This window comes from Mycobacterium sp. PS03-16, from assembly GCF_004570325.1.
Classification (GTDB): domain Bacteria; phylum Actinomycetota; class Actinomycetes; order Mycobacteriales; family Mycobacteriaceae; genus Mycobacterium.
The window spans coordinates 41,375-63,949 of record NZ_SPQO01000004.1; the positions used below are offsets into that span (position 1 = coordinate 41,375).

Below are 22,575 nucleotides of genomic sequence, written 5' to 3' on the forward strand. Positions count from 1 at the left end.
TGCGCCGCTGTCGAGACGCGAACGCAACCCCAATTATAGCTGCTGAGAGGCGTTTTCGCTGTTCTCGGGCCAGATCGACCGCCGGAACCTAGGGTGATCGACCATGCCGATCGATCACGCCGGGCTCGCCGCAGGCAGCATCCGACTCGCCTCAGGCGTCTGGTTTCTCGTCGACCCCGTCCGCGCCGACCGGCTGTGGGGCGGCCGCGACGAGCCCGTCGGCGCCGCCCGGCTCCTGCTGCGGAGCATGGGTTACCGGGACGCGCTGATCGGCGGCCTGCTCACCGTGGCGGCGCTGCGCGGCCGTGACACCCGAGGGTGGTTCCTGGCCTCGGGTGGCGCCGACGCGGCGGACCTGCTCGGAGGCCTGGACGCCCATCACGACATGACGCGCGGGCAGCGCGTCATCGGCCTCGGCGGGGCAGTCGTAGGCATCGCGGTGGGCTTGTGGGGCGCGACCAGGAGGCGCGCCGCCGAGCGCGACTAGAGGGCGTCGCGGATGTCGTTCTTGAGCGCCTCGGAGTCGGTGCCGAACACCGCCTGAACGTTGTTGCCGACCTCCAGCACCCCGGCGGCGCCCAGGCTCTTGAGCCTGGCCTGATCGACCTTGCCCTTGTCGGCGACCTCCATGCGCAGTCGGGTGATGCACGCGTCGACGTTGACGAGGTTCTCCCGTCCGCCGAACGCCTCGATGATCTGCTCGGTGCGGCTCTGTGCGGGAGCGGGCGCGGTGGCCGTTGCGGTTGTGGGGGCGGTGCCAGGTCCGGCCGTCACGGCGGTCGCCGACTCCGCACCCTCGCCGAGATTGGCGCGCTGCTCGGCCTCGAACTCCGCCTCCGGCTCGCGGCCCGGCGTACGCATGTTCCAGCGCGTGATCGCGAACCGGAACAGCAGGTAGTACACGACGAAGAACACCAGGCCCATCGCGATCAGCAGCGGGATGTTCTTGGCCGCCGGCGCGGTGCCGTACAGCAGTAGGTCGATCAACCCCGCGGAGAACGAGAACCCGAGGTGGATGTCGAGCGCGTAGGCGATCGCCAGCGACAGGCCCGTCAGCACCGCGTGGATGACGTAGAGCGGGAACGCGACGAACATGAATGCGAACTCCAGCGGTTCGGTGACACCGGTGAGGAACGCCGTGAGCGCCGCCGCCGAGAGGATGCCCACGGCCAGCTTGCGCTGCCTCTTGTTCGCGACGTGGATCATCGCCAGGGCGGCGGCGGGCAGGCCGAACATGAGGATCGGGTAGAAGCCCGACGTCAGGTGGCCGCCGGTCGGATCGCCCGCCGCGAACCGGGTGAGCTCACCGGTGACGACCTCGCCGCCGGGGGTCTGGTAGTCGCCGTAGATGAACCAGATGTAGGAGTTCGGGATGTGGTGCAGGCCAAGCGGGATCAGCATGCGGTTGGCGAAGCCGTAGACGAAGGCGCCCAGCGCACCCGCGCCGCCGATGAACTCGCCCAGGCCGGTCAGCGCGATGTCGAAGATCGGGTAGAAGTAGCTCATCGCGAAGGCGAGGAACAGGCTGGCCAGCGACACCACGATGGGCACGAATCGCCGCCCGCCGAAGAAGCCGAGATACGACGGCAACTGGATGGTGTGGTACCGGTCGTAGAGCCACCCGGTCAGCAGGCCCACCACGATGCCGGCGAACACGCTGTAGTTGATCTGTGCCTGTTCCCCGGCCTTGTCGAGCTCGCCGGCCAGCACGATCGGCGACATCGTGGTGAACACCGCGTCCACCACCAGGTAGCCGACGACGGCGGCCAGCGCGGTCGACCCGTCGGCCTTCTTCGCGAACCCGATCGCCACACCGACGGCGAACAGCAGGGGCAGATTCGCGAACAGCGCGTCCCCGGCGGCGCTCATCGCCTTGAAGAACGCCCCGATGACGGGCGCCTCGATGCGGCCGAGCAGGTCGGGCTGGCCCAGCCGGAGCAGGATGCCCGCCGCGGGCAGCACCGCGATCGGCAGCATGAGGCTCTTGCCGAGCCGCTGCAGCTGCGCGAACCCCGGGATCCGCAGACCCGATTTCGCGCTTGTGCGTTCGGAATTCGCCGTATCGCTCATCGCCAGCCGCCTTCCCCGCGGCACCCTTGCCGCCGCCGAAGCTGTGCGGAAGCTTAGACCAGAACCGGTGAACGGAAGGCCGTCACGCTCGTATTGTTGGTGACCGGAGACAAAGGAGTGATCAGTGAGCATGACGCCCGTCCTCGCCCCGGTCGGGGGGCGTGCAGTGGCCCTGCACAACGTGCCCGATCCTGTGTTCTCGCAGGGGATGGTGGGCTACGGCGCCGCCGTGGACCCGGCCCGCACGGTGGTCGACGCCGTCGCTCCGGTCAGCGGGAAACTGCTCAAACTGCTGCCGCACGCATTCGTCGTCCTCACCGCGGACAACGTGGGCGTGCTGGTGCACCTGGGCATCGACACCGTGCAGCTGGGCGGCGAGGGCTTCACCGCCCACGCCAACCAGGGTGACGACGTCACCGCCGGCCAGTTGATCATCACCTACGACGTGGCCGCGGTCGAGGCCAAGGGGCTCAACCCCATCGTGCCCGTGGTGGTGATGGACGAGCGCGAGCCCGGCAACGTCACCCCCGCCGAGGCCGTCGATGCCGGCGCCCAGATCGACACCGGCGCAACGCTGTTCACCGCCACCAAGTAATGGAGGTCATCATCCTGGGCGACACCGCCCAGATCGGCGCCGTCGCGGCCGACGCGATCGAATCGCTGCTGCACCGCACCTCCGACGCCGTCATCGGCCTGGCGACCGGCTCCTCCCCGCTGACGATCTACGACGAACTCGCCGCCCGCCACGCCGCCGGAACCCTGTCGTTCGCGCGGGCCCGTGGATTCACGCTCGACGAGTACGTGGGGCTGGCGACCGAGCACCCCGAGCGCTACCGCAACGTCATCGACAAGGTGTTCGTGTCCCGGGTCGACTTCGCCGAGGGGGCCGTGCAGAGTCCCGATGGCGTCGCCGCCGACATCCCCGCCGCCTGCGCGGCCTACGAGGCCGCCATTCGCGACGCCGGCGGCGTCGACGTGCAGATCCTCGGCATCGGCACCGACGGGCACATCGCGTTCAACGAGCCCGGCTCCTCGTTGGCGTCGCGCACCCGGATCAAGACGCTCACCCGCCAGACCCGTATCGACAACGCCCGGTTCTTCGGTGGCGACATCGACGCGGTGCCCACCCACTGCCTCACACAGGGGCTCGGCACCATCATGGAGGCGCGGCACGTGATCCTGGTGGCCACCGGCCGGGGCAAGGCCGAAGCGGTGCACCACCTGGTCGAGGGGTCGGTCAGCGCGCTGTGGCCGGCGACCATCCTGCAGCACCATCCGCACGTGACGGTGCTGCTCGACGAGGCCGCGGCCGGCCGGCTGCAGCTGATCGACTACTACCGCGAGACCTACCGCGCCAAACCGCAGTGGCAGGGCATCTGAGTGCTGCTGACCGCCGATGCCGTCGTCACCGACCGCAACGTCTTGCGGCCCGGGTGGATCGAGACGTCCGGGCCCACCGTCACCGCCGTGGGCCCCGGCGCGCCACCCCGGCGCGCGGACCATGCGTTGGGTGCGGTCACGCTGGCGGCCGGGTTCGTCGACACCCACGTGCACGGCGGGGGAGGGGCCAGCTTCACCATTCCCGGTGAGGCCGCCGGCGCCGTCGCCCTGCACCGCCGCCACGGCAGCACCTCGATGATCGCGTCACTGGTCACCGCGGCACCGGACGATCTGCTCGCACAGGTCACCGCGCTGGCGGGCGACGTGCGCGCCGGGCGGATCGACGGTATCCACCTCGAAGGGCCGTGGCTGGCGACCACCCGCTGCGGTGCCCACCAACCCACGCTGATGCGGGATCCCGACCCGGCCGAGATCGGCCGGCTGCTGCACGCCGCCGACGGCGCCATCCGCATGGTGACGCTGGCGCCCGAACGTGACGGTGCGCCGGCGGCGCTCCGCCAGTTGACCGAAGCCGGTGTCGTGGTCGCGGTCGGGCACACCGAGGCGACCTACGAGCAGACCCGGGCGGCGATCGCCGCCGGCGCCACGGTGGGCACCCATTTGTTCAACGCGATGCGGCCGATCGACCGCCGCGAACCCGGGCCCGTCATCGCGCTGCTCGAAGATCCGCGGGTGACCGTCGAGTTGATCACCGACGGCGTGCACGTCGACCCGGCGATCTACCGGCACGTGACCCGCAGCGTCGGTGCCGACCGGGTGTCGCTGATCACCGACGCGATGTCGGCGGCGGGGGTGGCCGATGGGGTGTACCGGCTCGGCCCGATCGACGTCGACGTCGTCGGCGGCGTCGCCCGGGTGGCCGGGACCGACACCATTGCCGGCAGCACGGCGACGATGGACCACGTGGTCCGATTCGCGGTCGCCCACTGCGGTCTGCCGGGGGACGAGGCGTTGCTGCTCGCGGTGCGGCAGGCGTCGGTCAATCCGGCGCGGGCGCTCGGACTGCCGCCGCACGGAGCCGTCGTGGGCGCGCGGGCAGACCTCGTGGTGCTCGACGGGAACCTGCGGGTCAGCGGGGTTCTGCGCCGGGGTGGCTGGGAGGCGACGCCCGGGTAGTGCGTGCGCACCGCGGCGCGGACCGCGATGATGGAGGCGATGACTTCCCGCGACACACTCGACACGACAGTGGCGGACGAGACGGTCGACGTCCGATCGCTGCCCCTGCCCCCGAAGAACCCGCTGCCGTACCGGCAGCTGCTCGGCCTGGTCCGTGGCTTCCACACGGGTCAGGAGGTGTTGCGGCAGGCCGCCGGCCCGGTGATCCGGCTCAAGCTCGGACCGCGCTGGCTGATCCCGCAGATCGTCGTGGTGATGTCCCCGGCGGGGATTCGCGACGTCCTCGCCCGAAACCACACCGTCGCCGAACGGTGCCGCGTCCACGACGAGGTACGCGACCTCGGCGGGAAGAGCCTGTTCGTGCTGCCCAACGTGCCGTGGATCCCGCGCCGCCGCGCGCTGCAACCGGTGTTCACCAAACCCAGCGTGCGCACGTTCGGCGGGCACATGTCGCGGGCGGCGGAGATGGTGGCCGAAGGCTGGGCCGACGAGAATTCCGGCCCTGCTGCGACCGTCGACCTGGACGTGGAGTGCCGCCGGCTCACAATGCGCTCGCTGGGGCGGTCCATCCTGGGCCTGGACCTCGATGCGCGCGCCGACGTGATCGCCGACCCGCTGCCCGTCGCGGCCGGCTATGCGGCCGACCGCGCGCTCAAACCGATCCGCGCGCCGCGCTGGCTGCAGACCCCGCAGCGCCGCCGCGCCACCGCCGCGGTGGCGACGATGAAGGCGGTCACGGCCGAGATCCTGCAGGCGTGCCGCGCCGACCCGACCCGCGACGCCCCGCTGGTGCAGGCGCTGATCGCCGCGCGGGACCCCGAGACCGGTGAGGCACTGAGCGACGACGACATCTGCAACGAACTTCTGGTGTTCATGTTGGCCGGCCACGACACCACGGCCACGCTGCTCACCTACGCGCTGTGGGCATTGGGCCACCATCCCGAGATGCAGGAGCGGGTGGCGGCCGAGGTGGCGGAGATCGGGGATCGCCTGCTGACCCCCGACGACGTGTCGCGGCTGGGCTACACCGTTCAGGTGCTCAACGAATCGCTGCGGTTGTGCCCGCCCGCCGCGGGCGTCGGCCGCTTGGCGCTGCGCGACCTGGCGATCGACGGCTACCGGGTCGAAAAGGGCAGCCTCGTCGGCATCGGAATCTATGCGGTGCACCGGGATCCGGCGCTGTGGGAGCGGCCCCTGGAGTTCGACCCGGACCGGTTCAGCCCGGAGAACGCCAAGGACCGCGACCGCTGGCAGTTCGTGCCGTTCGCCGGCGGGCCGCGGTCCTGCATCGGGCAGCATTTCGCGATGCTCGAGGCCACGCTGGCGCTCGCCACCCTGATCCGGTCGAGCGAAATCTGTTCGATGGGTGACGATTTCCCACTCGTGACGCCCTACACCACGGTCGCCGCGGGGCCGGTGTGGGCGCAGGTGTCCCCGCGTGATCGCGTGGCGGCGCCGTGACGGTCGTCATCGCGCTGCGCTGCGCCGACGGGATCGTGCTCGCCGCCGACTCGCAGATCACCGAACCCGCACGGGGTCTGACGTATCCGGCGCAGAAGCTGCACGGCCTCGGCGGGCACGCGGCCTGGGGCGGCAGCGGCTCGCGGGCGGTGCTGTTCGACCTCGAGCAGCTCTTCGACGCTCAACCCGAGACCATCGTCGAGGCCCGCGACGTCGGACGTGCGATGCAGCAACGCGTGGTCCCGGTGTTGAAGCACCACTACGAGAACTTCATCGAGGACGTCCCCGGCGAGCAGAGCAGCGGATCCACCCCGGCGACGTACGTGCTGGCGGCTGGCTACTCCAACGGCGCGCCGTTCATCGTCGACATCGACCCGCACGGGCTGATCGGCCACTACGAGGACATCGGTTTCCACGCCGTCGGCAGCGGCGCGCCGCTGGCGCAACAGGCCCGGGCCCTGCTCGCGAACTTCCGGATGGACCAGCGCCCGGTCGACTACGGCGTCGTGGCCGCGCTGCGGGTGCTCGACGCACTCGACGAGACCTCGCCGACGGTCGGCGGCCCGATGGACCTGTGCCGGATCACGCCCGACGGCGCGCACCACCTCGAACCCGCCGAGATCGACGAGGTTCGCGACCATGTGCGGCGGTGGCAGGAACTCGAGCGCAAGGCGCTCGACGGTCTGTTCGGCTGAGCGTCATTCCGTGCTGTCGCGGCGGTCGCCGACGAACCGCAGCAGTGCGGAATCGCCGGAGGTGAACCGGTCGACCTCCTCGCCGCCGTCGCAGCGCAGCAGCGCGATCGTCACCCGGTCCGCGGAGCGGGTCACCACGCTCCACACCGCACCGCTGTCCTGCCAACGCTGGAGTTCGGCCACCCGGTCCCGGTCGGTCATGACTCCAGCCTGGCACGTCCGCGTTGGCATAGTCTGCCGGATGTGAACGCAGCCTCGGCCGCGGCGGTCGCCGCGATCTTCGTGTGGTTGGGCATGGTGCTGGCCATCTCGTTCCTCGAGGCGCCGCTGAAGTTCCGGGCGCCGGGCGTGAGCCTGCAGATCGGCCTCGGGATCGGCCGGTTGGTGTTCCGCGCGCTCAACGGTTGTGAGGCCGTGCTCGCGGCGGTCGTGGTGGTGGCCCTGGTGGTCGGGTCGCGGTCGACGGGTGCCGTCATCGGCGCCGGTGTGGCGGTCGCGATGTTGCTCGTCCAGGTCGCGCTGGTGCGGCCCCGGCTCAGTCGGCGCTCGGACGCGGTGCTCGCCGGCGGCGACGGGCCGCGCTCGCATGCACACTGGGTCTACGTCGGGTTCGAAGCGGTCAAAGTGATCGCGCTGGTCGGCGGAGGGGCGGCCCTGCTGACTGCGTGAGACCATGCGCGCATGCACCTGGGATTACACGCGCTCGGAATCGGCACCGGCGCACGGCGCGACGTCATTGATGCGGTGGCCGTCGCCGCCGAGGACTGCGGCTTCGCCACCCTGTGGTGCGGAGAGCACGTGGTGATGGTCGACGACGGCGCGTCGCGCTACCCGTACTCCGACGACGGGCGCATCGCCGTCCCCGCGGTCGCCGACTGGCTCGACCCCGTCGTTGCGCTCAGCTTCGCCGCGTCGGTCACCACCACGATCGGTCTGGCGACCGGCGTTCTCCTGCTGCCCGAACACAATCCGGTGCTGACCGCCAAGCAGGCGGCGTCGCTGGACACGCTCAGCAGCGGCCGGCTCACCCTGGGCGTCGGGACCGGCTGGTCCCGCGAGGAGTTCGACGCGCTCGGCGTGCCGTTCGCGCGCCGCGGCGCCCGCACCGCCGAGTACGTCGCCGCCATGCGCACCCTCTGGCGTGACGAGGTGGCGTCGTTTCGCGGTGAGTTCGTGGCGTTCGACGCCGTCCGCGTCAACCCCAAGCCCTTCGAACGTCCCGCGGTGCCGATCGTGGTCGGCGGCAACAGCGACGCGGCGCTGGCCCGGGTGGCCGCGTGGGGTGACGGCTGGTACGGCTTCAACCTCGACGGCGTCGAGGACGTCGCGCAGCGCCTGCACACCCTGAACCACCTGTGTGACAACGCCGGCCGCGACCGCGGCGACCTGCGGATCGCCGTCGCGCTGCGCGACCCGCGCCCCGGCGACCCGGACCGGCTGGCCGACGCCGGCGTCGACGAACTCGTCCTGGTGGAGAGCCCGCCCGGCGACGCCGCCGCGGCCACCGATTGGGTCGCCGGACTCGCCGAGCGCTGGCGCGCGGTCAGCCGGTGAGCGCCCGCGCCTTTCGGCGGGCGTCGTGGGCGATCTGTTGTTCGCGGGCGTAGAGCAGCCCGAAGGTGAAGCCGTTCTCTCCGGGAGTGGTGCCCGCCGAGAGTGCCAACCGCCGCAGGATGTCCGCGGCCACCGTGCTGTCCTGATGGTCACCGAGAATGCGTTGTACTTTCTTGTACCGCTTCGCGGTTCGCTGCGCGCGCCGGTCGGCGGGGGCTCGTAGTTCGGCGGCGTAGCGCGCGCGTTTGGCGGCCTTGCGGGCCCGGTGCAGCTGGGCGCCGTCCTGGGTTTCGATGGCGGCCACCAGCCGCTCGTCGGCCTTGCGTTCGGCACGGCGGGCCCGCTTGGACAGCGTCGCGGCATCCGTGCGCCGCACCGGCGGGTCGGTCCGCCAGCGCGCCAGGACCGCGAGCAGCTCGAGGTAGCGCGGGGAGTCCATCGCCTCGGTGACGGCGCGGCGGGCGATGGTCTGCTCGCCGAGCAGGTCGCCGTCGATCCGCGCGGCGACCGGGCCGAGAACCAGTTCGGGCGGCCAACTGTCGAGGACCTCGGCGAAGCGTCTGCGTTGCACCTGCCGGTCGCGGACCTCCCCGAGCAGGCCGGCGAACCACTTCAGTTCGTCGTCCAGGTTGCCGACCGCCGACGGGTCGAACAGCGTGCCGAACACCCGCAGGGTGCTGCGCAGCCGCCGGATCGCGACCCGGGTGTCGTGGATGGGGTCGGCGCCGCGCCGCAGCCCGACGTCTCCGGCGAAGATCACGTCGATCTGGTCGCCCACGTACGCGGTGATGGGGTCGCGGCGGCCGTCCGGAGCCCCCCTGGCCGGCAGGATGCGTTGCAGCGGCGAGACATCGGGCGCCTGCCGGGCGCCGGCCTTCTCGAGTCGGCGGGTCAGCTGCCGGGCCGTCTTCGCGTCGGTGGCGTTCCCCGCCAGGCTGACCCGGCGCCACGCCAGCAGTTGCGGCCCGGCCGAGCCGCGGTACTGCTCGTCGATGAGCGTCAGCCCGTCCGCCGGACGGTATGTCCGCCGCGTCCGGTGCACGGTCGCCACGTCGGCCACCGCCTTGCCGTGGCGGATCCCGGTGAGCATCGCGACCAGTTGCTCAGGGGGGCCGTCGGCGTGTTGGACGGTGACGTCGACGGGTTCGGTGCCAGGCGCCTCCAGGCGCCAGCTGACCGACCCGTCGCGCTCCCGTCGGCGCAACGCGGCGCCGAAGCAACGCAGGTCGCCGTCGGCGGTGTCGTAGTAGGTGTCCCGCACGTCGTCCGCTTCCACGGCTCCGGTGGATGTGCACAGTTTCTCGAGCGCAAAGCCGGGTTCGACCTCCCAGTGGTTGTGCGGCTCAGGCATGGGGGAGGACTTTCCGGTCGCCGGGGCGGCGAAACATCCGCTCCGGTGCCGCGCGGATATAGGTAACCCTAAGATGACCTGGCTCTTCGGGTAGGCTGGCCCGTCTGATGACCGACATCGACGAGGCGCTCGAGCCGGTACTCGCGCGCGAGCTGACAGCGATCTCCGACGAGGTGCGCGCGGTGCCTGCGCCGCCCCTGCCACTGCTGACCGAGCCGTTCGCGCTCCGGGTCGCCGACGCGGATACCGACGCTGAGATGGTCTCCGAATGGATGAACCGGCCGCACCTCGTCGAGGCCTGGGAGTACCCGTGGCCGCCGCAGCGGTGGCGGCGCTATCTGCAGGCCCAACTCGACGGGCAGTACTCCCTGCCGATCATCGGCAGCTACGAGGGCACCGACGCGGCCTACATCGAGCTGTACCGGGCGGCCAAGGACTCGATCGCGCCGCGGTACGACGCCGACCCCTACGACATCGGCATCCACGCGGCGATCGCGGACTTGAACTTCGTCAACCGCGGCTTCGCGCCGATGCTGCTTCCCCGGGTGGTGGCGAGTGTGTTCGCACAGGAGGAGCGCTGCCGTCGCATCATGTTCGACCCGGATCATCGCAACCGCGGCGCGCGCCGGGTGTGCGAGTTCGCCGGCTGCACATTCCTCGGCGAGCACGACATGGCCAACCGACGGATGGCGCTCTACGCCCTGCCGCGCACCCCGCAGGACGCCCCCGCTCCGGCTGACTAATCGTCGCCGGTGGGTGAGTTGATCAGCTCGGCGTAGCCGTCGTAGTCGGGCCGCATGGCCGCCGCGACGAGCTCCCACAGCACCTCGTCCGTGCCGCCGCCCACCCGCGCCAGCTTCATGTCGCGCCACCAGTGCCCCAGCGGTGTCTCGTCGGTGAGATATCCCGAGCCGCCGAAGATGTGCATGCACTCCGAGAGCACCTCTTCGCCGAGCCGCGCCGCGCTCACCTTGATCGCCGCGGCCGCCCGCAGGTCGAGGCGCCCCCCGGCGGCGATGCCCGCCAGCGCGTAGCGCAGCATGTCGACCCGCGCCTGCAGGTCGGCCATCCGCATCCGCAGCGCCTGATGCTCGTAGAGGGTGTGGCCGAACTGCCGGCGTTTCATCATGCGTGCCAACGTGATTCCGATGACGCGTTGACAGGCGCCGGCGACCTGGCCGGCGATCGAGAGCCGCTCGTGGGCCAACCCCCACGAGATCGCCGCCAGGCCGGTACCGGGCCGAGCGACCAGCGCGTCAGCGGGGACCCAGGTGTCGATGTGCACGGCCGCGGTGTCCAGCGGCCCGGCGCCCACCTTGCGGTAGGGCGGCTGGACCCACACCTGGCTGGTGGGCACCGCGATCACCGCGACGTTCCCGTGCCGGCTGGTCGGGTCGTGGTCCACGCTGCGCGCCACCACCATGATGTGGTCGGCGATCGGCGACAGGGACACGAACTTCTTGATCCCGCGCACGGTGTATCCGTCGCGCTCGGACCGCATCTCGGTACCGACGATCTGCAGGTCCGATCCGCCCGACTCCTCCGAGGCGCCGATGCACAGCACGGCCTCACCGCGGATGGCCTGTTCGCAGATGGTGCGCAGGTAGTCGTTCTTGGCGAAGCGACGCAGCAGCGCGATCGCCGAGTCGTGCAGGCTGACCCCGACCCCGATCCCGGCCGAGCCCAGCCGGCCGAGCGCCAGGGCGAGCGCGATCAGCCTGGCCACGTCGGGCTGCTGACTGTCCCCCCATTTCTCCGCGAACACCCCCGTCCTGCCGAGATGTTCGATGAGGTGACGCGGAAACCGTTCGGTCGCTTCGGCTTCAGCCGTCCAGGCGGTCACCTGCTCGTCGAAGACCCGGTCGAGCAGGTTCAGGTAGTCGTCGGTGGTCTCCGTCGCCAGGGTCACCGGTTCACCTCCGCCAATCTCCGTTTGACGTCCAGCCGGCGCAGCTTCCCGGACGATGTCCGGGGCAGCGCGCCGGGTTGGAGGAATATGACGTCCGACGGCACCACACCGCATTCGGAGGCCACCCTCTGCACCAGCTCACTGCGGGCGCCCGATTCGTCGGTGCCGCGGAACTCCGCGGCGATCACGAGGCCCGGGCGCACGGCGCTGCCGTCGGATCCCACTGCGACGACGGCCCCCGCACGCACACCGGTCACCTGACCCGCGACCCGTTCCACCTCGGCGGGGAAGATATTGCGCCCGGCGACGGTGATCACCTCTTTGGCGCGACCGCACACCACCAGTCCGCCGTCGGCGAAGTAGCCGAGATCACCGGTGGGAAACCAGCTCTCGGCGACCAGTGGATCCTCGCCGAGATAGCCGGTCATCATCGACGACCCGCGGATCTCGATCTCACCGACCTCGCGGCCGCCCATGTCCCCGGGGTGTCCGTCGGTCGCGCAGATGCGCACCTGCATACCCGGGATCGCCTCGCCGACCACGGCGTGCCTGCGCACCCCGTGCCCGCCGGTGTGCACCTCGTCGACCTGGAGTCCCGACCCGAGGAGGGGAACCGTGACCGCACAGCAGGATTCGGCCAGCCCATAGGAGGGGGAGAGCGCCGCGGCGTCGAATCCGAACCTGCCCATCTCGGCGGCGAAGCGGGCGGTGCCGTCGCAGTCGACCGGCTCACCGCCGTTGAGCGCGAACCGCAGCGTGCCCAGGTCCACGTCGCCGAGCCGGCTCGCGTACTTGCCGAGCAGCCCGTAGGCCATGTTGGGCGCCGCGGTGAGGGTTGCGCGGCTGTCGGTCAGCCATTGCAGCCAACTGAACGGGGAGGTCGCGAACGCCGTGGTCGGGGCCTGCCACACCTCGGCGCCGGCCAGTGCGCCGGTGAGGAGAAAGGTCAGCCCCATGTCGTGGTAGAGCGGCAGCCAGGAGCACCCGACGTCGTCGCCGCCGATGTCCACCCGGGTGAGCAGGCCCCGCAGGTTGTTGAGGACCGCCTCGGGGGAGAGTTGGGCGGTGCGCGGTGTGCCGGTCGACCCGGCGGTGCCCTGCAGCACCGCGACGTCCCCGACCGCGGCGGGCGCGGCGAACGCCGGTTGCGGGCCGCCGGCGACCTGCGTGACGTCGTGGATGTGCAGGCGTGCACCCGTCGCGCGCAGCGCCTGTAGGTGGGCGCCATGGGTGAACACCGTGCCCACCCCGATGGCGGCGAACCGGTCGGCGGTGGCCCGGGCCCACTGCGCCAGGTCCGCGCCCCGCACCGGTCCGGGCAGGATCGACAGCGCCGCACCCGCGTACAGGGTGCCCGGGATGCCCGCGATCAGCGCGACGGTCGGGTCGCCGACCAGTCCGACGGCGCCTGCGCCGTCCTCGCCGATGCGGACCGCGATCCGCTCGGCGCGTTCATGCACCTGCACCCACGCATGACGGGTCCAGCCGCCGGCGTCCGGATCGAGGACAACGAGGTCACGGCTGCTGGACGTCATCGCATCGGCGAGCGCTGACGCCAGCGGATTCACGGCGTGGTTCGCGTGGACGGGACCTTGGCCAGGATGGCGGCTTCCAGGTCGCCGACCGTGTCGCAGCTGAGCAGGTCTGCCTCGGTGAGCGCGACGCCGAGGCGGTCTTCGATGGCCACCATGCCGACGGCGAAGGCGACGGAGTCCAGCCCGACGTCGTCGATCAGGCGGGACTCGCGGGTCACCCGGCGGATGTCGACGTTCATGTCGTCACGCAGGATCTCGGTCAGCGTCGCGCTGACCGACTCCGGAGTAGTCGATTGCACGCGCCGGACGGTACACCCGATATTCAGGTTAGGCTAGGCTTACCACCGGGGGTCATGGGGTTCGCAGAACTCCCGTCCGCACCCCGCTGTCCATCCACAACGCCGCCGGGACCGGTTCGCTGGTGACCAGGCCGTGCCGAGTGGTGAGCGCATCGATCACCGCAAAGCCGGCGCGGATCCGTTCCGGGCTGTCCACGACGATCGTCGTCACCGGGACCTGCCGGCCGAGGCGAAACACACTGTCCCCTAACGCTTCCGACTCGCCCTGAAAACCCCACACCGCGCGCAGCGCCGTGACGCCCGCCGAGGAGTGCACGCCCCGCAGCTGCGCGACGAGCGCCCGGTGGACCGGCATGCCGTCGTGCAGCGCGGACGCCGACGTGTGCACCATCAGCTTCTGCCACGGTGTCGCCGTGGCGGGTGGGACCGACACCAGCGCGCCGTCGAGTTTGCACAGGTGCACCGCCTCCACGGTGAGCATCCGGACGGCCGGCAGGCCCGCGAGTTCGTCGAGCGCCGCGGCGGCGCCGGCGTCGGGACCCACCCCGATGACCATTGCCGGTACGGCGACGTTGCGGCTGAAGAACGCCGCCCGCACCCGCCGCCCGTGGGCCGTGCCGTCGACGCCCAGCAGCGCACTGGCCCCGAAGAAGCCGTGCCGGCGCAGCAGCGCGCAGACCGCGACATGGGCCGGTGCGCCCGTGACCCGCGCACCACGGTCGACGTAGGCGGTGACCTTGACCGACCGCCCCGCCGGCCTCAGCGGGTCCGCCGAACGGGCCCGTTCCAGGGTCACCAGACCGCGGGACACCAGATCGGCCACCGCGGACGCCAGCGGGGCCAGCACCTCGGGCCGGTCGACGGCGGCCACCGCGATCGGTGGGTCCTCCGACGCGCTCAGCGTGACGTCGGTGCGCAGCTCGTGTTTCGGCCCGAAGCCGGCGATCCCGCGCACCACGATGCTGGTGGCCACCGCCGAGTCGGCGAGCAGGCCGAGCAGCGCATCGGCGGTGAACTGCGCCCCGCTGCGTTGACGCTCACCGAAGTAGGCGGTCAGTTTGAGCAGATCGTGGTTCACAGTCGCCCGCCCAGGAACAGGCCGAGCCACGCCGCCGCCAACCCGGCCACCACACTGACGACGAGGTTCGCGACCGCCGGTGCGATGCGACGTTCCTCGGCGAGGCGCTGCGTCTCGAGCATCCACGTCGAGAACGTGGTGTAGGACCCGACGAACGCGGTGCCGGCCAGCAGCGCGACGGCCGGGCTGAGCGCCAGGCCGCCGAGGACGCCGAGCAGTAGCGCCCCACTGACGTTGACCACCAGGGTGCCCAGTGGGAACGGCCGCGACAGCCGGGCGGTGACCGCCCGGTCGACCAGGAACCGGCAGACCGCGCCCGCGCCACCGGCGAGCAGCACGCCCACCCACAGCGCCGCGGTCACCGCCGCAACCGGACCCGGCGCACCAGCGCCGTGGCGAGCAGCACCGCGCACAACCCGGCCGCGAGGCTGGCGGCGGTATAGCCAACGGCGAGCGCCACGTGGCCGTGTTCGAGCATCCGGACGGTCTCGACCTGCATCGTCGAGAACGTGGTGAGCCCGCCGCACAGGCCGGTGCCCAGTAGCGGGCGGCGGTACGCCGACACCGGCAGCCGTTCGAGCAGCCGGGTGGTGAAGTACCCGAGCAGGAACGCGCCGACGATGTTGACCGTGAACGTCGGCCACGGCCAGCGACCGGGATCCGGTGCGGCCAGTTCCTCGAAACCCGCGCGGGCCAGTGTGCCCAGTGCGCCGCCGATGAAGACCGCGGCCAGTTCGCGACCGTCGAATCGAGGCATGACCGAGAGTATGGCGGGAATACACCGAACCGTCGGACAACGCCACGTCGCAAGGGAGCAGAATCGATGACCATGGCGGCCAATCCCCGCGCCGGGCAGCCGGCGCAACCCGAAGACCTGATCGACGTGGCGAAAGTGGTGACGGCTTACTACACCGTCGCGCCCGACCCCGACGACGTGGCGCAACAGGTGGTGTTCGGCACCTCCGGGCACCGCGGCTCGAGCCTGGACGCGGCGTTCAACGAGGCGCACATCCTGGCCACCACCCAGGCGATCGTCGAGTACCGCGCCGCGCAGGGCACCACCGGCCCGCTGTTCATCGGCCGGGACACCCACGCGCTGTCGGAGCCGGCGTGGGCATCGGCGCTGGAGGTGCTGGCCGCCAATGACGTTGTCGCGATGATCGATTCGACTGATCGCTACACCCCGACGCCGGCGGTCAGCCACGCGATCCTGCGCTTCAACCGCGGCAAGGACAGCGGTCTCGCCGACGGAATCGTCGTCACCCCGTCGCACAACCCGCCCCGCGACGGTGGGTTCAAGTACAACCCGCCCAACGGCGGCCCCGCCGACACCGACGCCACCGGCGTCATCGCCAAGCGAGCCAACGAAATCCTGCGCGGCGGCCTGCGCGACGTGAAGCGCGTCCCGCTGGCCAAGGCGGTCGGGACCGCGCAGCGTCACGACTACCTCAACGCCTACGTCGGCGATCTGCCGAACGTGGTGGACCTGCACGCCATCCGCGCCGAAGGCGTGCGCATCGGCGCCGACCCGCTCGGCGGGGCGAGTGTCGACTACTGGGGTGCCATCGCCGAACGCCACGGGTTGAACCTGACCGTGGTGAATCCGCTGGTCGACGCCACCTGGCGGTTCATGACGCTCGACACCGACGGCAAGATCCGGATGGACTGCAGCTCGCCCAACGCGATGGCCTCGCTGATCGCGAACCGGGACGAGTATCAGATCGCCACCGGCAACGATGCCGACTCCGACCGCCACGGCATCGTCACCCCTGACGGTGGCCTGCTCAACCCCAACCACTACCTCGCCGTCGCGATCGACTACCTCTACACCCACCGGCCGGACTGGCCGGGCAGCACCGCCGTCGGCAAGACCGCGGTGAGCTCGTCGATCATCGACCGGGTGGTGGCCGGGCTGGGCCGCACGCTGATCGAGGTGCCGGTCGGTTTCAAGTGGTTCGTCGACGGATTGATCAGCGGCAGCATCGGTTTCGGTGGCGAGGAGAGCGCGGGGGCGTCGTTCCTGCGCACCGACGGGTCGGTGTGGACCACCGACAAGGACGGCATCATCCTCGCGCTGCTGGCCTCGGAGATCGTGGCGGTGACCGGACAGACGCCGTCGCAGCGCTACGCCGAGCTGGCCGAGAAGTACGGGGCGCCGACGTACGCGCGGATCGACGCGCCCGCCGACCGCGAGCAGAAGGCCCGGCTGGGCAAGCTGTCGCCCGATCAGGTGACCGCCACCGAACTGGCCGGTGAGCCCATCACCGCCAAGCTGACCGCCGCCCCGGGGAATAACGCCCCGCTGGGCGGGTTGAAGGTGACGACCGAGAACGCCTGGTTCGCCGCGCGACCCTCGGGAACCGAAGACGTCTACAAGATCTACGCGGAGTCCTTCCGAGGTGCCGAACACCTCACGGAGGTGCAGGAGGCGGCGCGCGAAGTGGTGAACAAGGTCATCTCTTGAGTTCGGTCATCTGTTGAGTTCGGTCTCCGAGGGGGACTGTTCGGCGCCGCCGAAGCAACGCCTGCCCCGCGAAGTCTGGGTGCTCGTCGTCGCCAACGTCGTGGTGGCGCTGGGATACGGGGTGGTGGCCCCGGTGCTGCCGCAGTACGCGCGGCACTTCGGCGTCAGCATCGCGGCAGCGACGTTCGTCGTCACCGCGTTCGCGGTGATGCGCCTGATCGGCGCGCCCGGCGCGGGCCTGCTGGTGCAGCGGCTGGGGGAGCGGCGGGTCTACATCAGTGGCCTGATCATCGTGGCGCTGTCCACCGCGGCGTGCGCGTTCGCGGACACGTACTGGCAGCTGTTGCTGTTCCGCTCGCTGGGTGGGGTCGGGTCGGCGATGTTCACGGTGTCGTCGCTGGGGTTGATGATCCGGATCTCGCCGCCGGACGCCCGCGGGCGCGCGGCCGGGCTGTTCTCGTCGGGATTCATGGTCGGTTCGGTGGGCGGACCCATCCTGGGCAGCCTCACGGCGGGCTTCGGTCTGGCGGCGCCGTTCGTGATCTACGGCGCCGCGCTGCTGGTGGCCGCCACCGTGGTGTTCGTCAGCCTGCGCAACTCCGCGGTGGTGGCGCAATCCGATGAGGACACCGGGACGCCCGTGCCGTTCCGCACGGTGTTCCGGCACCGGGCGTACCAGGCGGCGCTGTTCTCGAACTTCGCGACCGGGTGGGCGTCGTTCGGGTTGCGCATCGCTCTGGTGCCGCTGTTCATCGTCGAGGTGCTGGGCCGGGGGCCCGCGGCGGCCGGGCTGGCACTGACCGCGTTCGCGGTGGGCAACATCTCGGTGGTCATCCCGAGCGGCTATCTGTCGGACCGGCTGGGGCGGCGCAAGCTGCTGATCTTCGGGCTGGCGCTGGCGGCGGTGTCGACCGCGTTGGTGGGGTTCACCACATCGCTGCCGGTGTTCTTCGCCGCGGCCTACGTCGCGGGTGCGGCCACCGGGATCTTCGTCTCACCGCAGCAGGCCGCGGTCGCCGACGTGGTGGGCAACAAGTCGCGCGGCGGCACCGCGGTCGCGACGTTCCAGATGATGGCCGATTTCGGCTCGATCGGTGGATCGCTGCTGGTCGGCCTGATCGCGCAGTACACCTCGTTCGGGTGGGCGTTTCTGATCAGCGGGCTGATCCTCGCGATCGCGGCGGTGTTCTGGGTGTTCGCGCCGGAGACCCGGCCGCGGCCGTCCACCGGGCACACGCCGGCGCGTCCGCTCGGGCCCGAAGCCGGCGGTGAAGTGCCGTGAGCAGCGATTTTGAGCGGCCACCGGTCGTGGTGTAACTTCGATGAGCACGACATCACGGGGCTATGGCGCAGTTGGTAGCGCACCACACTGGCAGTGTGGGGGTCAGGGGTTCGAATCCCCTTAGCTCCACTTCTGAGAACCCCATTCCGACCACGTTGGAATGGGGTTTCTTGTCGTTCTGGGTCCGCCACGGAGCTGTAGGTCAGGTGGTGAGGCCGAGCCGGCGGTCAGGGATAAGGATGATTACCTGGCGACCGATCTCAGCGGCTCATCGAGCGTTCGCGCGCCAACGGGCCGACATCGCTACGCCGGCCGGTTCGCTGCTCGGCGTGGCGCTGTCCGGGGCCAGGGCCGCGTCGCGCGGCGAGGGCATCGGCGACGGCGCCCGTGGTGAAGCCGTACACCGCTTTGTGAAAGACGTCGAGGACCAGCTCGCCGCGCGGCCAGGTCTGCGGTGGTGCCCCCACTCCGGTGGCGTTTTCGAGGATCTGATCATTGGTCAACCGCACAACAGTGAATTTCGCCGAGGACAGCGGTCCGCGGAGACCGACCTCGGCCATCACCGATCGCAGCACGCCCAGCAGCGCACCCTGCCCGAAGTGCATCAGCCAGTTGAACGAGCGGGGCTGTTCGCGCGGTGACTCGGCCCTTCCCGTGAGTCGCTCGAAAACCCGAGCGGGTACGTAGGAGTCAGGTCGGCCGGTCAATCGTTGTTCCAATTTCTCGCCCACCGTCATCACGACTACGCCCGCCGTCCCGGCGATCAATCCTTCGTACAGCGAGTGTCGGAGCATGCTCGTGTCATACCCGAAGCGGTGTCCACTAAGCGAGACCGTGAGCGTTCATCGAGGCAGTTGGTCGCCGCGATCGATGACACGGACTCGATGTCGTACCCCTCTGTTTTGATGGGTTCATGTCCTCGACCGCAACGGTTTTGCTTCCGCAGGAACGCCTTGGGCTGTTGTTCGAGGAGATGTCGGAACTGTGCGGTCAGCGCAATGCGATCGATGGCCGGCTGGCGGAGATCGTGGCCGAGATCGACGGTGCCGGGTTGTGGGGTGCCACCGGGTGCCGATCCATCGCGTCACTGGTGGCGTGGAAGACGGGCACCTCGCCGAGTAACGCCGAGACCATGGTGGCGGTGGCGCATCGGCTCGAGCAGTTCCCGCGCTGCGCTGAGGCGCTGCGGGAGGGTCGGCTGTCGCTGGATCAGGTCGGCGTGATTGCCAAAGGCGCCGCCGAGGGATCCGATGAGCACTATGTGGAGTTGGCGCAGCACGCGACGGTCACCCAGCTGCGCACCATGGTCAAACTCGAACCCCGCCCGCAACCGAAGCCGAAACCCGAACCCGAGTCCTGGATCGCCAAGCATGAGGACGGGGATTACACGACGTGGCGGATCCGGCTCACCACACTGGAGGCGGCCAAATTCGACGCCGCGTTGCAGTCGCATCGGGACGGGTTGATCGCTGACTGGAAGCGCGACCACGACGCCGAGTACGACGCGCACGGCGTGGATGCGCGCGGCCGGCCGCCCGAGCAGGCACCCTCGTTCCCGACCACGGTGGACGCGTTCATGAGCCTCATCGAGGCCGGCTGGGACACCGACGTCGCTCGGCGCCCGCATGGGCAGCGCACCACCGTGCTCGTGCACCTCGATGTGGACAAGCCAGCCGCGGGAGTGCACCTGGGGCCGATGCTGTCCGATGAGGACCGCGCCTTCCTGTTGTGTGACGCCACATTCCAGGCGTGGTTCGAACGCGACGGCCAACCCCTCGGCGCCGGACGGTCCACGCGCGGCATCAACCGTCGGCTGCGCCGCGCGTTGGAGCATCGGGACCGCTGCTGCGTGGTCCCCGGGTGTGGTGCGACGCGGGGTTTGCATGCCCATCACATTCGGCATTGGCAGGACGGCGGCCCCACCGACGTCGACAATTTGGTGCTGGTGTGCCCGTACCACCACCGGCTGCATCACCGCGGCGTCATCACCATCAGCGGCACCGCCGGCCGCCTGACCGTCACCGACGACGACGGCCGACCACTACGCGCGGGGTCGCTGGCCCGTCCACCCACCACACCAGCCCCGGCGGTCCCGCCGTATGCCGGCCCCACCGGGGAACGCATGGGTTGGTGGTGGTACCGCCCCTTCGAACCACACCCACCACCATCGACCAACTAGGTCGACGACCTGGCGGGCCCTTCCCGTCGGCGGACGGCAGCGGCTAGGAATGCCCGGCTGAATGCGCGTGGTCGCCCGCCGGATAGGCGTGGATCAGCGCGGTCTCCAGCTTTGGAACCGCATGGCTCAGCTCGTGTTCGGCGCGGTGCGCGACGCGGTGCGCCTCGCTCAGCGTGAGGCCGGGGTCGACGTCGAGTTCGGCGTCGGCGTGCAGACGGTGACCGATCCAGCGCATCCGCACGCTGCGCACCGACCGCACGCCCGGTTGGTCGGCGAGCGTGCGTTCGGCGGTGGCGACCAGCTGCGGATCGACACCGTCGAGCAGGCGGCGGAACACATCGCGTGCGGCGGTGCGCAACACCGCCAGGATCGCCACCGTGATCACCAGACCGACGATCGGATCGGCCAGCGGGAAGCCCAGCGCGACCCCGCCCGCACTGAGCAGTACGGCGAGCGACGTGAACCCGTCTGTGCGCGCGTGCAGACCGTCCGCGACCAGCGCGGCTGAGCCGATCCGTCGGCCGATCTTGATGCGGTACAGCGCAACCCACTCGTTGCCGACGAAGCCGACCAGCCCCGCGAGCGCCACCCAGCCGAGATGCTCGATGGGCTGCGGGTCGACGAGCCGTCGCACGGCCTCGTACCCGGCAACGACCGCCGACAGCGTGATCATCGCGACCACGAACAGCCCGGCGAGGTCCTCGACCCGGCCGAATCCGTAGGTGTAGCGGCGCGTCGCGGCCCGGCCGCCCACTGCGAACGCGATCCACAACGGCACCGCGGTCAACGCATCGGAGAAATTGTGAATGGTGTCCGCGGCCAGCGCGACCGACCCCGACGCGGCGACGATCGCCGCCTGCGCCACCGCGGTGGCGCCCAGCACCAGCAGGCTGATTTTCACGGCGCGGATGCCGGCCGCCGACGACTCCAGCGCACCGTCCACGCTGTCGGCGGTGTCGTGCGAGTGCGGCGCGAACACCTCGGCGACCGCGCCCCGGAATCCCCGGCGATGTGGGTGCGCGTGGTGCGAGGAATGCGTCATCCCGCTAGGCCTTTCGCGCGGATCGATGGCTCGGAAGTGGCCGCAGCGCAGCGTCTCCGCGGTGGTGCGGCGGTACGCCGGGGCCGGCGTGCTCGGCGTTGTACACCGCGTCGGTGACCAGCTGGCGGACGTGCTCGTTCTCCAGGCTGTAGAAGATGGTAGTTCCCGCCCGGCGCGTGCGGACCAGCCGCGCCATCCGCAGTTTCGCCAGGTGCTGCGAGACCGACGGCGCGGGTTTGCCGATGGCCTCGGCGAGCTCGTTGACCGACATCTCATCGTCGGTCAACGCCCACAACAGCTGGATGCGGGTGGGGTCGGCCAGCATGCGCAGCACCTCCACCACCAGCCGGACCTGGTCCTCGGCGATGGGTCGATGCTTATCTGCATTCATACGCAGATAATAGGCCAGCAGGCGACCCGGAAACGAGGACCGCGCGACTACGGGCTTCCTGCGGCCCCGCGGCGGCCGGAGAACGCGTCCACCAGCTCGGGGATCTCTCGCAGATGCCGCCGCAGCACCTCGACGCTGGCCTCGACATCGTGCCGGTCGATCGCCTCGATCAGGTCCCGGTGCTCGTGCTCGATGATGGCCAGGCGTGACGGCGCCTCGGTGAGCGTGCGCGTGCCCAGCCGGACCTGACGGGGCTGCAGGGAGTCGTAGAGCTCGGCGATGACCGCATTGCGCTGATGGCGGACGAGCTCGGAGTGGAACAGCTGGTCCAATTGCGAGAACCGGTTCCAGTCGTGGGCGCGGCCCGCGTCCTCCATGTCGGCGACGAGTGCGCGGGCACTCTCCGGCACGCCGGCCTGACGCTGGCAGATCGTCCGCAGCGCGTCGGATTCGAGCACGAACCGCGCCTGGTAGATCTCCCGCATCTCCACCGCGGTCACCACGCGGACCTGCGCGCCGCGGCGCGGCACCAGGTCGACGTAGCGCTCCACCTGCAGCCGCTGCAGCGCCTCGCGGACCGGGGTGCGTGACGTGCCCACCCGCGCGGCCAGCGCGACCTCGTCGATGAACTCGCCCTCCGCGAACTCGCCCTTGAGGATTGCGTCGCGGATCCACGTGTAGGCACGTTGGCCGGCGGACGTCTTGATCTCGGCCGCCACCGTGCGGCCCTCGCGGGACATGCTTAGTA

The 22,575-nt window shown here is 70.6% G+C and carries 25 protein-coding genes and 1 tRNA gene; 13 read left to right on the forward strand and 13 right to left on the reverse strand.

The window, feature by feature from the left end:
- Positions 1 to 103: 103 nt before the first annotated feature.
- Complete coding sequence (locus E4P42_RS04700; RefSeq protein WP_135123528.1) at positions 104 to 487, forward strand: DUF4267 domain-containing protein; 384 nt, start codon at positions 104 to 106, stop codon at positions 485 to 487.
- Here E4P42_RS04700 and E4P42_RS04705 read toward each other — a convergent pair.
- Positions 484 to 2,070: a PTS transporter subunit EIIC gene (locus E4P42_RS04705; protein ID WP_135123530.1), complete on the reverse strand. Its 1,587-nt coding sequence runs from the start codon at positions 2,068 to 2,070 to the stop codon at positions 484 to 486. The genes E4P42_RS04700 and E4P42_RS04705 overlap by 4 nt on opposite strands.
- A 124-nt stretch (positions 2,071 to 2,194) precedes the next feature.
- Here E4P42_RS04705 and E4P42_RS04710 point away from each other — a divergent pair, with 124 nt between their 5' ends.
- From E4P42_RS04710 to E4P42_RS04730, 5 genes are read left to right on the forward strand one after another with little or no spacing between them, the layout of a single operon-like run.
- Positions 2,195 to 2,665 carry a glucose PTS transporter subunit IIA gene (locus E4P42_RS04710; RefSeq protein WP_135123532.1) on the forward strand — a complete coding sequence of 157 codons (471 nt, stop codon included), beginning with the start codon at positions 2,195 to 2,197 and terminating at the stop codon, positions 2,663 to 2,665.
- On the forward strand, positions 2,665 to 3,450 hold the full coding sequence (gene nagB, locus E4P42_RS04715) for a glucosamine-6-phosphate deaminase (protein WP_135123534.1): 786 nt from the start codon (positions 2,665 to 2,667) through the stop codon (positions 3,448 to 3,450). Before E4P42_RS04710 ends, nagB begins: the two co-directional genes overlap by 1 nt.
- Positions 3,451 to 4,587, forward strand: a complete 1,137-nt coding sequence (gene nagA, locus E4P42_RS04720) for an N-acetylglucosamine-6-phosphate deacetylase (RefSeq protein ID WP_135123536.1) — start codon at positions 3,451 to 3,453, stop codon at positions 4,585 to 4,587. It abuts the gene before it with no gap.
- A gap of 39 nt (positions 4,588 to 4,626) precedes the next feature.
- Positions 4,627 to 6,048, forward strand: coding sequence for a cytochrome P450 (locus tag E4P42_RS04725; protein ID WP_209305694.1), 1,422 nt, complete (start codon positions 4,627 to 4,629; stop codon positions 6,046 to 6,048).
- Positions 6,045 to 6,743 carry a proteasome protein gene (locus E4P42_RS04730; RefSeq protein ID WP_135123538.1) on the forward strand — a complete coding sequence of 233 codons (699 nt, stop codon included), beginning with the start codon at positions 6,045 to 6,047 and terminating at the stop codon, positions 6,741 to 6,743. The genes E4P42_RS04725 and E4P42_RS04730 overlap by 4 nt, the downstream gene beginning before the upstream one ends.
- Positions 6,744 to 6,746: 3 nt before the next feature.
- Here E4P42_RS04730 and E4P42_RS26915 read toward each other — a convergent pair whose 3' ends face one another.
- Complete coding sequence (locus tag E4P42_RS26915) at positions 6,747 to 6,944, reverse strand: hypothetical protein (protein WP_167759363.1); 198 nt, start codon at positions 6,942 to 6,944, stop codon at positions 6,747 to 6,749.
- 42 nt (positions 6,945 to 6,986) lie between these two features.
- Here E4P42_RS26915 and E4P42_RS04740 point away from each other — a divergent pair, with 42 nt between their 5' ends.
- Positions 6,987 to 7,412, forward strand: coding sequence for a hypothetical protein (locus tag E4P42_RS04740; protein WP_135123542.1), 426 nt, complete (start codon positions 6,987 to 6,989; stop codon positions 7,410 to 7,412).
- Positions 7,413 to 7,424: 12 nt separating this feature from the next.
- On the forward strand, positions 7,425 to 8,297 hold the full coding sequence (locus E4P42_RS04745; RefSeq protein WP_135123544.1) for an LLM class F420-dependent oxidoreductase: 873 nt from the start codon (positions 7,425 to 7,427) through the stop codon (positions 8,295 to 8,297).
- Here the strand turns inward: E4P42_RS04745 and E4P42_RS04750 are convergent.
- Positions 8,287 to 9,648 carry a CHAD domain-containing protein gene (locus E4P42_RS04750; RefSeq protein ID WP_135123546.1) on the reverse strand — a complete coding sequence of 454 codons (1,362 nt, stop codon included), beginning with the start codon at positions 9,646 to 9,648 and terminating at the stop codon, positions 8,287 to 8,289. The genes E4P42_RS04745 and E4P42_RS04750 overlap by 11 nt on opposite strands.
- A gap of 107 nt (positions 9,649 to 9,755) precedes the next feature.
- On the opposite strand from E4P42_RS04750, the gene E4P42_RS04755 reads away from it, so the two are divergent.
- Positions 9,756 to 10,391: a GNAT family N-acetyltransferase gene (locus tag E4P42_RS04755; protein ID WP_167759364.1), complete on the forward strand. Its 636-nt coding sequence runs from the start codon at positions 9,756 to 9,758 to the stop codon at positions 10,389 to 10,391.
- Here E4P42_RS04755 and mbtN read toward each other — a convergent pair.
- The 6 genes from mbtN to crcB (E4P42_RS04785) are packed head-to-tail and all read right to left on the reverse strand — an operon-like array spanning position 10,388 to position 15,226.
- Positions 10,388 to 11,557, reverse strand: a complete 1,170-nt coding sequence (gene mbtN / locus E4P42_RS04760; RefSeq protein WP_135123550.1) for a mycobactin biosynthesis acyl-ACP dehydrogenase MbtN — start codon at positions 11,555 to 11,557, stop codon at positions 10,388 to 10,390. The genes E4P42_RS04755 and mbtN overlap by 4 nt on opposite strands.
- Positions 11,554 to 13,116, reverse strand: coding sequence for a long-chain-fatty acid--ACP ligase MbtM (mbtM, locus tag E4P42_RS04765; RefSeq protein WP_209305701.1), 1,563 nt, complete (start codon positions 13,114 to 13,116; stop codon positions 11,554 to 11,556). The genes mbtN and mbtM overlap by 4 nt, the downstream gene beginning before the upstream one ends.
- Before the next feature lie 5 nt (positions 13,117 to 13,121).
- Positions 13,122 to 13,391 (reverse strand): acyl carrier protein, encoded by a 270-nt coding sequence (locus E4P42_RS04770; protein ID WP_135123554.1) that lies wholly within the window; start codon positions 13,389 to 13,391, stop codon positions 13,122 to 13,124.
- Positions 13,392 to 13,443: 52 nt separating this feature from the next.
- Entirely contained in the window at positions 13,444 to 14,469 is a 1,026-nt protein-coding gene (locus E4P42_RS04775; RefSeq protein WP_135123556.1) for a DUF190 domain-containing protein, read from the reverse strand.
- Positions 14,466 to 14,831, reverse strand: coding sequence for a fluoride efflux transporter CrcB (gene crcB, locus E4P42_RS04780; protein WP_135123558.1), 366 nt, complete (start codon positions 14,829 to 14,831; stop codon positions 14,466 to 14,468). Before crcB (E4P42_RS04780) ends, E4P42_RS04775 begins: the two co-directional genes overlap by 4 nt.
- Complete coding sequence (gene crcB / locus E4P42_RS04785) at positions 14,828 to 15,226, reverse strand: fluoride efflux transporter CrcB (RefSeq protein WP_135123561.1); 399 nt, start codon at positions 15,224 to 15,226, stop codon at positions 14,828 to 14,830. Before crcB (E4P42_RS04785) ends, crcB (E4P42_RS04780) begins: the two co-directional genes overlap by 4 nt.
- Before the next feature lie 72 nt (positions 15,227 to 15,298).
- Between crcB (E4P42_RS04785) and pgm the strand changes: the two genes are divergently transcribed.
- From pgm to E4P42_RS04800, 3 genes are all read left to right on the forward strand, one after another.
- Entirely contained in the window at positions 15,299 to 16,933 is a 1,635-nt protein-coding gene (gene pgm, locus E4P42_RS04790; protein ID WP_135123562.1) for a phosphoglucomutase (alpha-D-glucose-1,6-bisphosphate-dependent), read from the forward strand.
- A gap of 13 nt (positions 16,934 to 16,946) precedes the next feature.
- The gene (locus E4P42_RS04795; RefSeq protein ID WP_135123565.1) at positions 16,947 to 18,215 is read left to right on the forward strand and encodes an MFS transporter; all 1,269 of its coding nucleotides are present in this window, start codon (positions 16,947 to 16,949) and stop codon (positions 18,213 to 18,215) included.
- A gap of 56 nt (positions 18,216 to 18,271) precedes the next feature.
- Positions 18,272 to 18,344 (forward strand) — tRNA-Ala (locus tag E4P42_RS04800).
- Positions 18,345 to 18,475: 131 nt separating this feature from the next.
- Here E4P42_RS04800 and E4P42_RS04805 read toward each other — a convergent pair.
- Positions 18,476 to 18,982 (reverse strand): hypothetical protein, encoded by a 507-nt coding sequence (locus tag E4P42_RS04805; protein WP_245233890.1) that lies wholly within the window; start codon positions 18,980 to 18,982, stop codon positions 18,476 to 18,478.
- A 146-nt stretch (positions 18,983 to 19,128) separates the two neighbouring features.
- On the opposite strand from E4P42_RS04805, the gene E4P42_RS04810 reads away from it, so the two are divergent.
- Complete coding sequence (locus E4P42_RS04810; protein WP_135123570.1) at positions 19,129 to 20,394, forward strand: HNH endonuclease signature motif containing protein; 1,266 nt, start codon at positions 19,129 to 19,131, stop codon at positions 20,392 to 20,394.
- 43 nt (positions 20,395 to 20,437) lie between these two features.
- Here E4P42_RS04810 and E4P42_RS04815 read toward each other — a convergent pair whose 3' ends face one another.
- The 3 genes from E4P42_RS04815 to E4P42_RS04825 are packed head-to-tail and all read right to left on the reverse strand — an operon-like array spanning position 20,438 to position 22,567.
- Positions 20,438 to 21,436, reverse strand: a complete 999-nt coding sequence (locus E4P42_RS04815) for a cation diffusion facilitator family transporter (RefSeq protein ID WP_135123572.1) — start codon at positions 21,434 to 21,436, stop codon at positions 20,438 to 20,440.
- Positions 21,437 to 21,440: 4 nt separating this feature from the next.
- The gene (locus tag E4P42_RS04820) at positions 21,441 to 21,827 is read right to left on the reverse strand and encodes a metalloregulator ArsR/SmtB family transcription factor (RefSeq protein ID WP_135123574.1); all 387 of its coding nucleotides are present in this window, start codon (positions 21,825 to 21,827) and stop codon (positions 21,441 to 21,443) included.
- 47 nt (positions 21,828 to 21,874) lie between these two features.
- Complete coding sequence (locus tag E4P42_RS04825; RefSeq protein WP_135123576.1) at positions 21,875 to 22,567, reverse strand: GntR family transcriptional regulator; 693 nt, start codon at positions 22,565 to 22,567, stop codon at positions 21,875 to 21,877.
- Positions 22,568 to 22,575 lie beyond the last annotated feature (8 nt).

Coding starts and splice junctions, on each gene's coding strand:
- E4P42_RS04700 (WP_135123528.1), top strand. CDS start 104: ATGCCGATCGATCACGCCGGGCTCGCCGCAGGCAGCATCCGACTCGCC.
- E4P42_RS04705 (WP_135123530.1), bottom strand. CDS start 2,070: ATGAGCGATACGGCGAATTCCGAACGCACAAGCGCGAAATCGGGTCTG.
- nagB (WP_135123534.1), top strand. CDS start 2,665: ATGGAGGTCATCATCCTGGGCGACACCGCCCAGATCGGCGCCGTCGCG.
- E4P42_RS04725 (WP_209305694.1), top strand. CDS start 4,627: ATGACTTCCCGCGACACACTCGACACGACAGTGGCGGACGAGACGGTC.
- E4P42_RS26915 (WP_167759363.1), bottom strand. CDS start 6,944: ATGACCGACCGGGACCGGGTGGCCGAACTCCAGCGTTGGCAGGACAGC.
- E4P42_RS04745 (WP_135123544.1), top strand. CDS start 7,425: ATGCACCTGGGATTACACGCGCTCGGAATCGGCACCGGCGCACGGCGC.
- E4P42_RS04750 (WP_135123546.1), bottom strand. CDS start 9,648: ATGCCTGAGCCGCACAACCACTGGGAGGTCGAACCCGGCTTTGCGCTC.
- E4P42_RS04755 (WP_167759364.1), top strand. CDS start 9,756: ATGACCGACATCGACGAGGCGCTCGAGCCGGTACTCGCGCGCGAGCTG.
- crcB (WP_135123561.1), bottom strand. CDS start 15,226: ATGCCTCGATTCGACGGTCGCGAACTGGCCGCGGTCTTCATCGGCGGC.
- pgm (WP_135123562.1), top strand. CDS start 15,299: ATGGCGGCCAATCCCCGCGCCGGGCAGCCGGCGCAACCCGAAGACCTG.
- E4P42_RS04810 (WP_135123570.1), top strand. CDS start 19,129: ATGTCCTCGACCGCAACGGTTTTGCTTCCGCAGGAACGCCTTGGGCTG.
- E4P42_RS04815 (WP_135123572.1), bottom strand. CDS start 21,436: ATGACGCATTCCTCGCACCACGCGCACCCACATCGCCGGGGATTCCGG.
- E4P42_RS04820 (WP_135123574.1), bottom strand. CDS start 21,827: ATGAATGCAGATAAGCATCGACCCATCGCCGAGGACCAGGTCCGGCTG.
- E4P42_RS04825 (WP_135123576.1), bottom strand. CDS start 22,567: ATGTCCCGCGAGGGCCGCACGGTGGCGGCCGAGATCAAGACGTCCGCC.